This window comes from Campylobacter sp. DY7 (assembly GCF_057802535.1).
In genome coordinates this window covers 61,949-76,319 of the sequence record NZ_JBYJAU010000008.1, presented here as the reverse complement: position 1 = coordinate 76,319, position 14,371 = coordinate 61,949, and the positions used below count along the sequence as shown (strand labels likewise).

At 30.5% G+C, this 14,371-nt stretch carries 8 protein-coding genes and 1 pseudogene; all 9 read left to right on the top strand.

The features are described 5' to 3' along the window. Positions 1 to 529 precede the first annotated feature (529 nt). Positions 530 to 1,309: pseudogene (locus AC1B00_RS06625) on the top strand (putative hydro-lyase); the annotation flags it as partial. 9 nt (positions 1,310 to 1,318) lie between these two features. Continuing rightward, a complete protein-coding gene (gene pxpB, locus AC1B00_RS06620; RefSeq protein WP_488848898.1) occupies positions 1,319 to 1,978 on the top strand; it encodes a 5-oxoprolinase subunit PxpB in 660 nt (219 codons plus the stop codon). Further along, positions 1,975 to 2,898 (top strand): 5-oxoprolinase subunit C family protein, encoded by a 924-nt coding sequence (locus AC1B00_RS06615; protein ID WP_239817115.1) that lies wholly within the window; start codon positions 1,975 to 1,977, stop codon positions 2,896 to 2,898. The genes pxpB and AC1B00_RS06615 overlap by 4 nt, the downstream gene beginning before the upstream one ends. After that, positions 2,888 to 3,625, top strand: a complete 738-nt coding sequence (locus AC1B00_RS06610) for a 5-oxoprolinase subunit PxpA (protein ID WP_488848897.1) — start codon at positions 2,888 to 2,890, stop codon at positions 3,623 to 3,625. The genes AC1B00_RS06615 and AC1B00_RS06610 overlap by 11 nt, the downstream gene beginning before the upstream one ends. Next, positions 3,625 to 4,797 (top strand): NRAMP family divalent metal transporter, encoded by a 1,173-nt coding sequence (locus AC1B00_RS06605; protein ID WP_488848896.1) that lies wholly within the window; start codon positions 3,625 to 3,627, stop codon positions 4,795 to 4,797. Before AC1B00_RS06610 ends, AC1B00_RS06605 begins: the two co-directional genes overlap by 1 nt. 258 nt (positions 4,798 to 5,055) lie before the next feature. After that, on the top strand, positions 5,056 to 5,931 hold the full coding sequence (locus AC1B00_RS06600) for an aspartate carbamoyltransferase catalytic subunit (protein WP_239817112.1): 876 nt from the start codon (positions 5,056 to 5,058) through the stop codon (positions 5,929 to 5,931). 1 nt (position 5,932) lies between these two features. After that, positions 5,933 to 7,195: a dihydroorotase gene (locus tag AC1B00_RS06595; RefSeq protein ID WP_488848895.1), complete on the top strand. Its 1,263-nt coding sequence runs from the start codon at positions 5,933 to 5,935 to the stop codon at positions 7,193 to 7,195. Beyond that, positions 7,196 to 10,357: a carbamoyl-phosphate synthase large subunit gene (gene carB, locus AC1B00_RS06590; protein WP_488848894.1), complete on the top strand. Its 3,162-nt coding sequence runs from the start codon at positions 7,196 to 7,198 to the stop codon at positions 10,355 to 10,357. A 148-nt stretch (positions 10,358 to 10,505) separates the two neighbouring features. After that, positions 10,506 to 14,249 (top strand): autotransporter outer membrane beta-barrel domain-containing protein, encoded by a 3,744-nt coding sequence (locus AC1B00_RS06585; RefSeq protein ID WP_488848893.1) that lies wholly within the window; start codon positions 10,506 to 10,508, stop codon positions 14,247 to 14,249. Positions 14,250 to 14,371 lie beyond the last annotated feature (122 nt).

Sequence of the window (14,371 nt, the reverse complement as noted above, 5' to 3'; positions counted from 1 at the left end):
TGGTTGAAGTGGTTGAAGTGGTTGAAGTGGTTGAAGTGGTTGAAGTGGTTGAAGTGGTTGAAGTGGTTGAAGTGGTTGAAGTGGTTTATTCCGAGCTTATAATGATTATCAATAGTTTTTTGCTTAAACTTTTAAAGAATTTGAAATAGGAATTTGATTTTATAAATTCTATTTAAGTTAAAAATATTTTATAGCTTTGCATACTAAATTAATTTATCTTCAAAGCACATAAAAAATAGCTAAAATTACATTTAATATCGTAAAAATTCTTAAGAATTTGAAATAGGAATTTAATTAATTAAAATGAATTATCTTAAAGATTTAGCATAATAATTTGTAGCTTATATCCCTAGTAATTTTTAAAGCGTGTAAAAATTGCTTTTTTATTTTAAAATTCCTATTTTAAATTCTTTAAACTTCCTAAATACTTATTATTATTTGAGTAATCTAGTAACAACTAAAAATAATATTTTATTTTTTTACAAAATTTCACATTATTTAACATTACAATCAAAATAAAACTAAAGGAGATAAAATGACCCCAAAAGAATTAAGAGCTTTGATTTCAAAAAACGAGTTCAATAAACCTACTTCAGGTGTGTGTCCTAACTATGTTCAAGCAAATCTTGCGATTTTGCCAAAGAGTGATGCTTATGATTTTTTACTATTTTGTCAAAGAAACCCAAAACCTTGTCCTTTGATAGAAGTGCTTGATGCAGGAGAGTATTTAACCAAAATATGTGCTGATAACGCAGACATTAGAACAAGCATTCCTAAATACAGAATATATAAAAAAGGCGAATTAGTAGATGAAGTAAGCGATATTATAAATTATTTTAAAGATGATTATGTAAGCTTTCTAATGGGCTGTTCGTTTTCATTTGAAGCAGCTTTGATAAATCACAAAATCCCTTTAAGACACATTGAAGAAGATCATAATGTGCCTATGTATATTACAAATATTGACTGCCTTAGTGCGGGTAAATTTCATGGAAAAATGGTTGTATCAATGAGACCTATTAAATACAAGGATTTAATTAGAGCTACAACTACAACAGCGCTTTTTCCAAGTGTTCATGGAGCTCCAATTCACATAGGAAATCCAAGCGAAATAGGTATAAAAGATATTTCAAAGCCTGATTTTGGCGACGCATCTACTATTTATCCTGATGAAGTTTGTGTATTTTGGGCTTGTGGGGTAACTCCGCAAAGCATTGCACTTACTAGCAAACCTGAGATTATGATAACACATTCGCCTGGCTATATGTTCGTAACTGATAAGCAAGATAATGAATATTCAGTATTTTAGGAGTGTAAAATGTATAATGAGTTTATAATAACGAGTGAAACTTCACTTCTTTTATACCTAGCACCTCCTATTAGTATGCAAAATCAACGCATTTGCTACGCACTTAACGAAGAGCTTAAAAACAAAGCTCATATTAAAGAAGTAGTAGTTGGTATGAATAGTGTTTATGTGCTAACAAGTGATTTAAATTATAAAGAATTATTAGACTTACAAAGCGAATTAAACGAACTAATAAAACATATAAAACCACTTGAGTTAAATGGAAAATTAGTAGAAATTGCAGTTGATTATGGTGGGGATTTAGGACTTGATTTAAAAGTAATTGCTAAAGCTAAGGGTATGAGTATGAGCGAGTTTGCGAAATTACACGCCGAGCCTATTTATGATGTTTATTTTATAGGTTTTCAACCTGGTTTTGCTTATTTAGGTGGGCTTGATATTAGGCTTCATACTCCAAGACTTAGCACTCCAAGACTAAAAATCCCTGCAGGTTCAGTTGGTATAGGCGGAGCACAAACTGGAATATATCCTTATCAAAGTCCAGGTGGTTGGAATATAATAGGCAATACCAAAACAAAATTATTTGATATTAATAGCGATGAGCCAAGCCTTTTAAAAGCAGGAGATAAGCTTAAGTTTGTGATTAATAGCATTAAGGAGAGATTATGAAAGTTACAAAAGTTTCATCAATTTCTAGCATTCAAGATTTAGGAAGGCTAAATTATAAAGCTTATGGGGTTAATGAAAACGGAGCTTTGGATAAATGGAGCTTCATGTTAGGAAATGCTTTATTAGGCAATGATTTAAACGCACCTGCAATTGAAGTTATTTTAGGTGGTATTGAAATATATTGCGATAAGGCAATGACTTTTTGTATCACAGGAGCAAACTATGAGGCTTTTATAGATGAAAAGCCAATTCATAATAATTACAGAATTAGAATTGAAGCAGGAAAAACCTTAAGATTAGTAAGGGCAATGTCAGGAATGTGTGCTTATATTTGTGCTTATGGTGGTTTTAAGGCTGATTTGGTTTTAAACTCAGCTTCTACAAATCTTAGTGCAAATTTTGGCGGATTAAATGGAAGAGCATTAAAAGTAGGCGATGAGCTTAGCATAGGCTCAAGAATGAATTTATCTCAAATAGCAGTAGCGGGTATTAAAAATAGAAAAAGCATTAGGATATTAAAAGGTAGTGAGTGGGATTATTTTAGCGATGAGGCTAAGCACAATTTATTAAATAATGAGTTTTTAATCACAAGTTCAAGTAATAGAATGGGGTATAGATTAAAAAGTGATTTTAAATTAGATTTAAAAGAAGAGCTTTCTTTAGCATCTCACGGAGTTAGTGCAGGGACAATTCAAGTGCCAAGTGGTGGAGAGCCTATCGTTTTATTAAAAGATGCACAAACTACAGGCGGTTATGCAAAAATTGCTCAAGTAATTGAGGCTGATTTAGGGCTTTTTGCTCAAAGTAGAATTAATAGTAAAATCTCTTTTGAATTAGTAGATTTAAAAGAAGCCTTAGAAGCTAAAAAAGAAAGAATATCACATATAAATCAAGTAAAGGAGTATGCAAGTGAAAATTGATTTTAATTCAGATTTAGCTGAAGGCATTGGTAATGATGAAGAGATTATGAGAGTAATTAGCTCGGTAAATGTTTGCTGTGGTCTTCATGCAGGCAATTATAAAGAGATTTTAAAGACACTAAAACTTGCAAAAGAATTAGGCTTAAGAATAGGAGCACATCCTGGCTTTGATGATAGGGCTAATTTTGGAAGAAGTAATGAAAATTTAAGTGAAGTTGAGTTAAAAGCCTTGCTTGCTTATCAATTTGGTGCGATGAAGCAAATGTGTGAATTAGTAGGAGTTAAATTAAGCTATGTTAAGCCACATGGAGCTTTATATAATATGGCTTGCGTAGATTTTAAACTAGCTAAAAATATCGCAATAGAAGTTGCAAAATTAGGCGAAGATATTGCTTTAATGGGGCTTAGTAATTCGTGTTTAATTAGTGCAGCAAATGAAGTTGGTATTAAATCAATTAGTGAAGTTTTTGCAGATAGAAGATATACAGATGAAGGCTTGTTGGTATCAAGAAGTAAAGAAAATGCTGTTATTAAAGATGAAAATGAAGCTATAAATCAAGTTCTAAGAATGATTAAAAACTCATTTGTAATTAGTGAAAATGGCAAAAAAGTTCCTATAAAGGCTGAAAGTTTATGCTTACACGGAGATAACGAAAAAGCAATTTTATTTGCCAAAAAAATTAAAAAAACTTTAGAAGAAAACAATATAAGCATAAGGAGTAATTAATGAAAGATAATCGTGCCGTTTTAGGGGCTGCGTTTTTAATGGCAACTTCAGCAGTTGGCCCTGGGTTTTTAACTCAAACTGCAAGTTTTACAGCTAATTTAGGAGCTAGTTTTGCCTTTATTATTTTAATGTCGGTTATTATGGATATAGGGGTTCAATTTAACGTATGGAGAGTAATTGCAGTAAGTAAGCTAAAGGCTCAAGATATTGCTAATAAGGTCTTTCCTGGAGTTGGGTATTTATTATCATTTTTGATTATTTTGGGCGGACTTGCTTTTAATATAGGAAATATTGCAGGAGCTGGGCTTGGATTTGAGACGATATTTGGCATTAATCCTATTTTAGGAGCTTGTATTAGTGCAATTATTGCTATTGGGATTTTTATTAATAAAGACGCAGGTGCTCATATGGATAGATTTGCAAAAATCTTAGGAGCATTGTTAATTGTAATTATTATTTATATTGTTTTTAAGGCAAATCCACCTTTTAAAGAAGTTGTAGTAGAAACTTTTGTACCATCTAAGTTTGACGCGCTAAGCCTAGTAACTTTAATAGGCGGAACCGTTGGTGGATATATCACATTTTCTGGCGCTCATCGTTTGCTTGATGCAGGAATAAGTGGCAAAGAAAATCTAAAAGAAGTTAGCAAAAGCTCAATTTCAGGAATACTAATAGCAAGTATTATTAGAGTATTTTTATTTTTAGCTGTTTTAGGTGTTATTTCTTTGGGCGTTAAATTAAATCCTAATAATCCTGCTTTAACTCCATTTGAATATATTTTAGGTTCATTTGGAAGTATTGTTTTTGGTATAGTTATTTGGGCTGCTTCTATTACTTCAGTTGTTGGCTGTGCTTATACTTCAGTAAGTTTTATTTCAAGCTTTAGCCCATGGCTTAAAAAGAATGAAAATAACATAATAATAGCTTTTATAATATTTTCAACCTTAGTATTTTCTACCATAGGTCGTCCTACTCAAGTTTTAATTCTAGTTGGGACTTTAAACGGATTTATTTTGCCTATTGCTTTATGTGTGATTTTGATTGCTGCATATAAGAAAAACATAGTAGGAGATTATAATCACTCTAAATTATTAGCTTTATTTGGTTGGATTATTACTATTGCAATGGCTTATTTATGCTACGAAACCACAATGAAATATATAAACTCTTAATCAAAAAGAATTTGAAATTCCTATTTCAAATTCTTTAATTTTTCAATGTAATTTCTAAGCAAATTCAAAAGGAATTTGAATTCGGAAATTGAGTTTTAAAAAATCCAAATTCTTAATTTAAATTCTTTAAAATTTATTTTAATTTAAGTTTATATTAGTATTATTGACAGATTTTTTTGAACTTCAAATTACACAATTTCCCCTTTATATTTTAGTCACATTTTAGCGGTTAGGCCTTACTCTCGTGGGAGGAAAAAAATGCGTGATTATTTAACAACTAGAACTCTTAGTAATGATGATTTTTATAAGTTAATCAAAAAAGCACTTTATTATAAAAATAACGATGGCTTTTTTAAAACCTATGAAAATAAAATCATAGCTAATTTATTTTTTGAAGATTCTACAAGAACAAGGACTAGTTTTGAAGTTGCCGAGCTTAAGCTTGGCTTTAGAGTGCTTAATTTTTCTGCAGCAAGTTCAAGTATCAATAAAGGCGAGAGTTTATATGATACTTGCAAGACTTTTGAAAGTCTTGGAACTAGCGTTTTAGTAATTAGGCATAAACAAAATAATTATTTTGATGAATTAAAAAATCTTAATGCAAAAATCATTAATGCAGGTGATGGCAGTGGAGCACATCCATCTCAATGTTTGCTTGATCTTATGACAATCTACGAACAATTTAATACTTTTGAAGGTTTAAAAATTGCTATCGTTGGAGATATTAAAAACTCTCGTGTAGCAAGGTCAAACAAAGATGCGCTTGAGAGACTTGGAGCTAAAGTATTTTTAGTAGCACCGCCTATTTATCAAGACAATGAATACAAAGATTATTACAAACTTGATGAAATAATTAACGAAATTGATGTTTGTATGCTACTTCGTATTCAGCACGAAAGACACGATAAAAACGAACTTGATTTAGCTAAATACAGAAATTCATTCGCCCTTACAATGGATAAATACAAAATGCTAAAAGAGAATGCAATCATTCTTCATCCAGCACCAATTAACAGAGATGTAGAAATTGATAGTTGTTTGGTTGAGTGCCCTAAATCAAGGATTTTTACACAAATGAGTAATGGTGTGTTTGCCAGAATGGCAATATTAGATTATGTTTATGAAAGGATTTAAAATGCTTCTTAAAAATTGCAATGCGTTTATTGATAATGAATTTATTAATACAGATATTTTAATTGAAAATGAAAAGATTGTAAAAATCGCTCCTAATATTAATTATTGTGGCGAAGTAATTGATGTTAAAGGTAGGCTTGTTAGTGCAGGTTTTGTTGATATTCATCAGCATCTAAGAGAGCCAGGATATTCACACAAAGAGACAATTAAAACTGGTTCATTAGCAAATGCAAAAGGTGGAATTACCACAGCTTGCGCTATGCCAAACCTAAAGCCTGTGCCTGATAGCTTAGAGAATTTAAATCAGGAATTAGAACTTATTAAACAAGATTCTTGCATGAAAGTCTTACCATACGGAGCAATTACACTTGAAGAAAAAGGGCAAAGTTTAGTTAATTTTAGCGAATTAGCACCTTTTGTATTTGCGTTTAGCGATGATGGAAGAGGCGTTGCAAATGCAAAAATTATGAAAGATGCAATGATAGAATGTAAAAAGCTTAATAAATACATAATAGCACATTGTGAGGATTTAGACTTAGTAGAAGGCGGTTTTATGCACGATGGCTTACAAGCAAAAAAGCTAGGCATAAAAGGAATTTCAAGCTCAAGCGAAAGCGTTCAAGTTGCAAGAGATATGCTACTTTGTAAAGAGACTAATTCAAATTATCATGTATGCCACATAAGTGCAAAAGAAAGCGTAAAAATGGTTGAACTTGGCAAAAGCTTAGGCGTAAATATAAGCTGCGAAGTAACTCCACATCATTTAATATCTTGCGATGAAGATATAAAAGAAGATAATGGAATGTGGAAAATGAACCCACCTTTAAGAAGTAAAGATGATAAAGACTATTTAATAAAAGCTTTAAATGAAGGCATAATTGAAGTTATCGCAACCGATCATGCTCCACATTCAAAAGATGAAAAGCAAGGTGGATTTTCTAAAGCGTATTTTGGAATTATAGGAAGTGAGTTTGCGTTTTCGCTGCTTTATACAAAGCTAGTTAAATCAAATTTAGTAAGCCTAAAAACTATCTTAAACGCATTTAGCACAAACCCTAAAAAAATCTTTAATTTAGAAAACGCAGGAGAGCTAAAAGTTGGCTCTAGGGCTGATATTGTTGTGATTGATTTAGAAAAAACTTGGGAATTAAAAGAAAGTGAAATTATAAGTCTTGGTAAAAACACACCTTATTTAGGAGAAGTTTTAAGCTCAAAAGTAATGCTAACAATTTGTGATGGAAAAATAATTTATAAAGGAGAATAAATGAAAGAGATTAAATCAATTTTAGTAATAGGAAGTGGTCCGATTATTATAGGTCAAGCTGCTGAATTTGATTATGCAGGAACTCAAGCTTGTTTATCGCTTAAAGAAGAAGGAAAAAGAGTAATTTTAATAAACTCAAATCCAGCTACCATAATGACTGATAAAAATATTGCAGATGAGATTTATATAGAGCCAATTACTTTAGAATTTGTAACAAAGGTTATTAAAAAAACTCGTCCTGATGCAATCTTAGCAACCTTAGGCGGACAAGTTGCGCTTAATATGGCGATAGAATTAGATAAGGCTGGGGTGTTAAAAGAATTTGATATCAAGGTTTTAGGCTCAAGTTTAGAGACAATTAATAAGGCTGAAGATAGAGAATTATTTAGAAATTTAATGAATGAATTAAATGAGCCTGTTCCACCTAGTGTAATAGTAAATGATACTTTAAGTGCAATTTCATTTGCAAAAGAATGTGGCTATCCTGTCGTAGTTCGCCCTGCATTTACAATGGGTGGAACAGGTGGTGGAATATGCGAAAATGAAGCTGAACTTAGAAAAATCACTCAAGAAGGCTTAACATATTCACCTACAAATCAGTGTTTAATAGAAAAATCAATAGCAGGATTTATAGAGCTTGAATATGAAGTTATAAGAGATAGAAAAGATCAAGCGATTTTAATTTGTGATATGGAAAATATAGACCCAGTTGGCATTCATACAGGCGATTCGCTTGTGGTTGCACCAACTCAAACACTTAGTCTTGAAATTAAACAAAAAATGATAAATGTAGCTTTAAAACTAATAAAAGCTTTAAAGATTGAGGGTGGTTGTAATGTTCAAATTGCACTAAATCCTAATACAAACGATTATTATATAATTGAAGTAAATCCTAGAGTATCACGCTCAAGTGCCTTAGCTAGCAAGGCAACTTCTTTTCCTATTGCAAAAATTGCTGCAAAAATTGCACTTGGTAAGACTTTAGACGAGATTAAAAACGAAGCAAGTGGCTTAAGCTATCTTGAATATAAGCCAAACTTAGATTATGTTGTAACGAAAGCTCCTAGATTTGCCTTTGATAAGTTTAAAGATGCTAATAGATATTTAGGCACGCAAATGAAAGCAACAGGCGAAGTAATGGGACTTGGAACTAGCTTAGCAGAAAGTATTTTAAAGGCTATTAAATCGCTTGAATATGGTATTTGTCATTTAGGGTTAAAAGATGGCGAAACTTACTCAGATGAATTAATCAAAAAGCGTTTAAGTAAAGCAGGAGATGAGAGAATATTTTTTATAGGCGAGGCTTTAAGGCGTGGAATTAGCGTTGATGAGATTATGAGCCTTACAAAAATACAAAGATTATTCATTGAAACTTTTAAGCAAATTATTGATACAGAGCATGAATTAAAAGAAAAAAGATTTGATATAGAGGCTTTAAAAAAAGCTAAAAAATTAGGCCTAGCTGATAAAATCATCGCTCATCGTTGGCAATGCAGCCAAAAAGAAGTTTATGAATTAAGGGCTAAAAACAACATAAGACCTATTTATAAATGCGTTCAGCCAATTGATTATAAAAATAAAATCCCAAGTTTTTATTCAACTTATAATGATTTTAAAGATACAAATGAAATCAGCAAAAATCAAAAAATAATAGTTTTAGGCAGTGGTCCTATTAGAATAGGGCAAGGAATTGAGTTTGATTATTCTAGCGTTCATGCTATTTGGGCTATTAAAGAAATGGGCTATGAAGCAATAATAATTAACAATAATCCTGAAACTTTATCAACTGATTATAGTGTGGCTAATAAGCTTTATTTTGAGCCTTTAAGCAATGAAGAAGTTTTAGAAATTATTAATATTGAAAAACCTTTAGGAGTAATTGTTAGTTTTGGCGGACAAACTGCTATTAATTTAGCTGAGTTTTTAGAAGCAAATGGAGTTAAGATTTTAGGGACTAGTTTAGATAGTATAAATACGGCTGAAGATAGAAAATTATTTGAAAAATTAATGAGTGATTTAGGTTTAAATCAACCAAAAGGAATTACAGCAATTAGTGTTGATGAAGCTCTTAAAAATGCTAATTTGATAGGCTATCCTGTGTTAGTTCGCCCATCGTTTGTATTAGGTGGAAGAGCTATGCAAATAGTATTTAACGATGAAGAACTTAAAAAATATATGCAAAATGCTACCGAAATTAGCCAAGATAAACCTATATTAATAGATAAATATTTATGTGGAAAAGAGCTAGAGATTGATTTAATATGCGATGGCGAAAATGTCTATATACCAAGTATTTTAGAACATATTGAAAGAGCAGGGGTGCATAGTGGAGATAGCACTGCAATAACTCCAAGTATTAGTATAAACGATGAGGTAAAGGCTAAGATTATTGATTATGCTAAAAAGCTTGCAATTGCTTTAAAAATCAAAGGTCTTTTAAACATACAATTCGTATATTATGAAAACGAGCTTTATGTATTAGAAACAAATCCTAGAGCATCAAGAACATTGCCATTTTTAAGCAAGGTTTTAAATAAAAATCTAGCAAATATAGCGCTTAAAGTTGCTTTAGGAAAGAGCTTAAAAGAATTAGGCATTAGTAAAGAATATGAAGAAGTTAAGGATATGTATTATGTAAAAGTTCCTGTTTTTTCATTTTCTAAGCTTGCTTTAGTTGATACTATTTTAGGCCCTGAGATGAAAAGCACAGGAGAAGTTTTAGGAGCAAGTGTGAGTCCAAATAAAGCTATATTTAAAGGCTTATTAGCTAGTGGAATTAGCATTAAAGAATATAGCAAAGTTTTGTTTAGCATTGATGATAAAAATAAGCCTGAAGCTTTAGAATTAGCTCGTGGTTTTAGTGCTTTAGGATATGAAATATTAGCTACTTTAAATACAGCAAATTATTTTGCTACAAATGGCGTAAAAGTAAGCAAGGTTGATAGGCTTAGCGAAAGCGATGAGATAATTACAAAGCTTGTAAATAAGCAAATTTCGCTAGTAATTAACACTCCAAGCGATGCAAAATCTAGCCTTAGCGATGGCTTTAAAATAAGAAGAGCTGCAAGTGAGAGTAAGGTCGCAAGTTTTACAAATCTTGATATTGCAAAAGCTTATTTAAAGGCTTTAGAGGAAATAAGCTTAAATATTTATTCTTTATAAATTTTAATTTCCTGTTTTAAGAATTTAAAACAGGAATTAGAGTTTTATTTAATTATTTAAACAATATTTATAGTTTTATTTATGATTAAGTTTTGTTTAATTTTAAAAATATAATGCAAATTTTTTATACAAAAAAACAAGGAAAAAAATGAATAAGAAAATTAAATTATCTTTATGTGTTTTAATGGCTACTCAGAGTTTAATGGCTGTTACTCATGCAAATAATACATCAGCAGATTATGTAGATAGTAATGTTTATTATCCACTAGATGATTACAATATTACCCATAATATAACTGCGAAAGATTTGGATATTAAAAATTCAACTATTAATGGTACTAAAATGACAGCTGATAGTATAAAGCTTGATAAAACAACTTCTACTGAAGGCTCAAGTTTTGTAGGAAATAATATTACTATTAGCAATGGTTCTAATATAAAAGGAAGTTTTACTCATAATAATTCTATATTAAATAAGATAGATAAATTAAGTATCTCAAATAGTAATGTAACAGCTAGCGGGACTACTAATGTAAATGCTTTAGATTTACAAGCAGAAGCTGTATTTAGTGGAGATTTAAATATTGATTATTTTTCTAATTCAGATGGGAAATTACAAGGTAGTAAAGATAAGCTTTTGAACTTAACTATAACAGATGCTGTACCTTTAAATACTTTATCTAATATGGATTATGTAAGTTTTAATTATGAGTGCGATTTTGGAGGTTGTAACATAGATGCAAGTGGAAAAACTATAAGTAATTCAATTTTTAATTTAATTAAAAATGGTTCTAGAATGAATAATATAAATGCTAATAATTCTACTTTTAATAGTAAAGATTTTGGTGTTATAGAATTTATTAGCGGAAATATAACTAATAGTGTAATTAATATAGGGTTTCAAAACATAATAAGTGCTAATACAAATAATGCTACTATTAATCTAAACCATGCAACAATGATACCAAATTCACAACTAATTATACAAGCAGGCGAGCATACTAATATGAAGGTAAATGATAATAGCCAAGGAGAATTTATCATACAAAGTATGCATATGGATCCGGACTCTATGGATTTTAAACCAAATGCAAGTCCTACAAAGGTTCAAGCAACAATTACAAGCAATTTAAATAAACTCACTAGCACTATTGTATTTCAATTTGGCCCTAGTTCAACTATTATAAAAAACAAAGGAGAAATTGAGCTAGATATCAAAACAGCTGATGGAGTAAGTATAAAAGATGTAGAATTAGAAAAATTCACTCTAAAAGAAAACTCAGATATAAAAGCTTCAAATGTAGTTTTAAGTGATGGTGCGATAAATGGTAAAATAACTGCCACTAAGGCAAACTTAGATAATATGAGAGTTTCAACTGGTCTAATTACGGCTAATGATTTAACTTTAAGTAATTCAAAAAGTGTGAATATTCACGCAACAAACGCAACGCTAAAAGATACCGAAGTAGGCACAGCTTACATTGAAAATATCTCAAAAGATAGCCAGAATGTAACATTTATTGGAAAGCTAACAACCACAAATGAATTAAATGCTGATATATTTAATTTCAAAAACGATGTAGAAGTAGCGGGGGGGGGTATTTTTAACTCTAGTAAAGATACAGGGTATAAAAATGTAAAAGCAAATATTATAAATATAAGCGATACAACTTTAATTAATAGAGTTTCAAATAAACTAGAAGCAAATACAATAAATCTTAGCAATACTACAAGTGATTATAACGCAAGTGCAAACATTATAAATATAGATAAAAATAGCAATATAAATGGCAATCTTGATTTTAGCGATACTTTAAATATAGATAATTCAACAATAGGTGGCAAAATCACAAATCAAGCAGGAGCAAAGCTACTTAAAATCACGAATGATTCAATAATTAATGCAGAGATTGATACTGATACGAAGTTTTTAGGTATAGGTAATAAGGGCAATATCTTTAATGCAAGTGTTAGTGTGGGAGAATTTGGCGATGATAATATAAATAATATCTTTACAAAGGATTTTACAAGTAAAGGCAATGCTTGGGCTGATGATAATACATTTTTAGATACTTTAAATGTAGAAGATACTTTATATGCAAGTAAATCAAATACCTTTGCTGATATTAACGCAAAAAATCTTAATTTCACAGGCACAGGCTTAATAGAATTAAATAATCACGATTTAAGAGCAGACGGGAGTGCAATAATCGATGGAATGGAAGTAAATGCTTATAATTTTTTAATGAATAATGCAGAGATTAAGAATACTAATACAATGGCTTATTTATTAGGTAATAAAGAAACTCCTATAAAAAATCCTGCAAATATCTATAAACCAACTATTACAAGTGGAACTTATACTTTAAATGATATGTCAAATAAAGGCGGTATTAGAGCAAATGCTGTAAATACTGCTAATTCTCATTTAGTAGGGCAGTTTGCTACGAATGATTTAGTATCTAATGATACTAATTATTATCTTTTAGGTGGCGGAATTGATACTACGCTTTATGAGAGCTTTAGTGGGGCTGTAATTGCTAGAAATAGTGCTAGTGGAGCTAATAATAATATTAGGATTAATAATACTAATATTTTAGGCCTTACTAAAGGCTTAGTTCCTGTTGCCATCGTAAAAGAAAGTGATATTATAAGAGCAAATGTACTTGGTAAGGATTATTTTAAGCTTTCATATATTAGGGGAACTAATACATATTCATTTAATGAAAATATGGAGCATTACAAAAAGTTTGTAACACAAGATGGCAAAGTATATCACGCATGGTTAGTAGGTAGCACTATACACGGCGATGATATGGGAGAGCTTAATGAAGGCAATGTAGAAGGCGTTGCAAATGGCACAGATGAAAGCTTTAACGCAGCAATTATTGCAAATGGTAATGCAAATGCAGGAACATCTCCAAAAGATACTAATGTTAATGAAGTTTATGAAGAGATTAAAAACACAACTGCAAGTGATGTTATCTTAAAATACGATGAAGAAGTAGGGCTTATTTTTGAAGGTTTAGATGAAGAAAAGGGCAATGCAATAGATGAAATCACAAGCTTAGATGAATATATCAAAAATCTTGTTTTAAACTCTAGCAAACAAAGATTAGTAGGGATTAAAGACTTATCTCATGGTTTAGGGTTTTGGTATGATGCGTATGCTGGTAAGGCTAGCACAAATTTAAGTGATTTAAAATACAAAGGCTTAAGCTTTGGAATAGATAAGAAATTTGAAAATTCTAATAATGATTTATATTTTGGTCTATATGCAAATACTATGCAAGTAGATGTAAGTAAGACTATAAAAGCTAGTATTGATTCAAAAAGTGCAGGATTTTATACGAGCGCAATTTATCACAATGGCTTATATTTAGACTTTTTAGCTGCAATTACAGGCGCAAAAAGCGATGTAGAAGAAAGTGCATTTACTACTATGAGTAATAAGAGTAATATATTTTTAGCAAGTGCGGCAATAGGTTTTAAGTATGGCGAAAAGCTTTATGTAGAGCCATCTTTTGGGTTTAATTATGCTTATATGCCTTCAATGAAATTTAAAGAAGACATAACAGAAGTTACGAGATTTAAAAAATCATTATTTAGTATGTTGCCAAGCTTTAAAGTAGGTTATCAAAACGATAAAATAGACTTTTATACAAGCTTAGCAATAGAAAAAGATTTAAGCACAAGTCCTTATGTAGAAATAGAAGATGATTATGTGATAGTGCAAAGACACGGCGAAAAGGATTTTAGGCTAAAAACATCAGCCGGAATTGATTATAAAGCAAGTGATTTTACAAATATAAAGTTTGATTTTACTAAGGATTTTTATGGAAACTTCAATAATGATTATAGATTTAATCTAGGAGTAAGACATAGCTTTTAAAATATTTGTCTTAAATATTTAAAGAATTTGAAATAGGAATTACAAAATTCCTATTTTACAATCTACACAATACTTATTCACGCTATTAATTTTAGTATTAAAAATGATGATTATTTACGATT

Excerpts from the sequence above, each read along its gene's own strand:
- pxpB (WP_488848898.1), top strand. The coding sequence starts at position 1,319 with ATGTATAATGAGTTTATAATAACGAGTGAAACTTCACTTCTTTTATAC.
- AC1B00_RS06615 (WP_239817115.1), top strand. The coding sequence starts at position 1,975 with ATGAAAGTTACAAAAGTTTCATCAATTTCTAGCATTCAAGATTTAGGA.
- AC1B00_RS06605 (WP_488848896.1), top strand. The coding sequence starts at position 3,625 with ATGAAAGATAATCGTGCCGTTTTAGGGGCTGCGTTTTTAATGGCAACT.
- AC1B00_RS06585 (WP_488848893.1), top strand. The coding sequence starts at position 10,506 with ATGAATAAGAAAATTAAATTATCTTTATGTGTTTTAATGGCTACTCAG.
- AC1B00_RS06595 (WP_488848895.1), top strand. The coding sequence starts at position 5,933 with ATGCTTCTTAAAAATTGCAATGCGTTTATTGATAATGAATTTATTAAT.
- AC1B00_RS06600 (WP_239817112.1), top strand. The coding sequence starts at position 5,056 with ATGCGTGATTATTTAACAACTAGAACTCTTAGTAATGATGATTTTTAT.
- carB (WP_488848894.1), top strand. The coding sequence starts at position 7,196 with ATGAAAGAGATTAAATCAATTTTAGTAATAGGAAGTGGTCCGATTATT.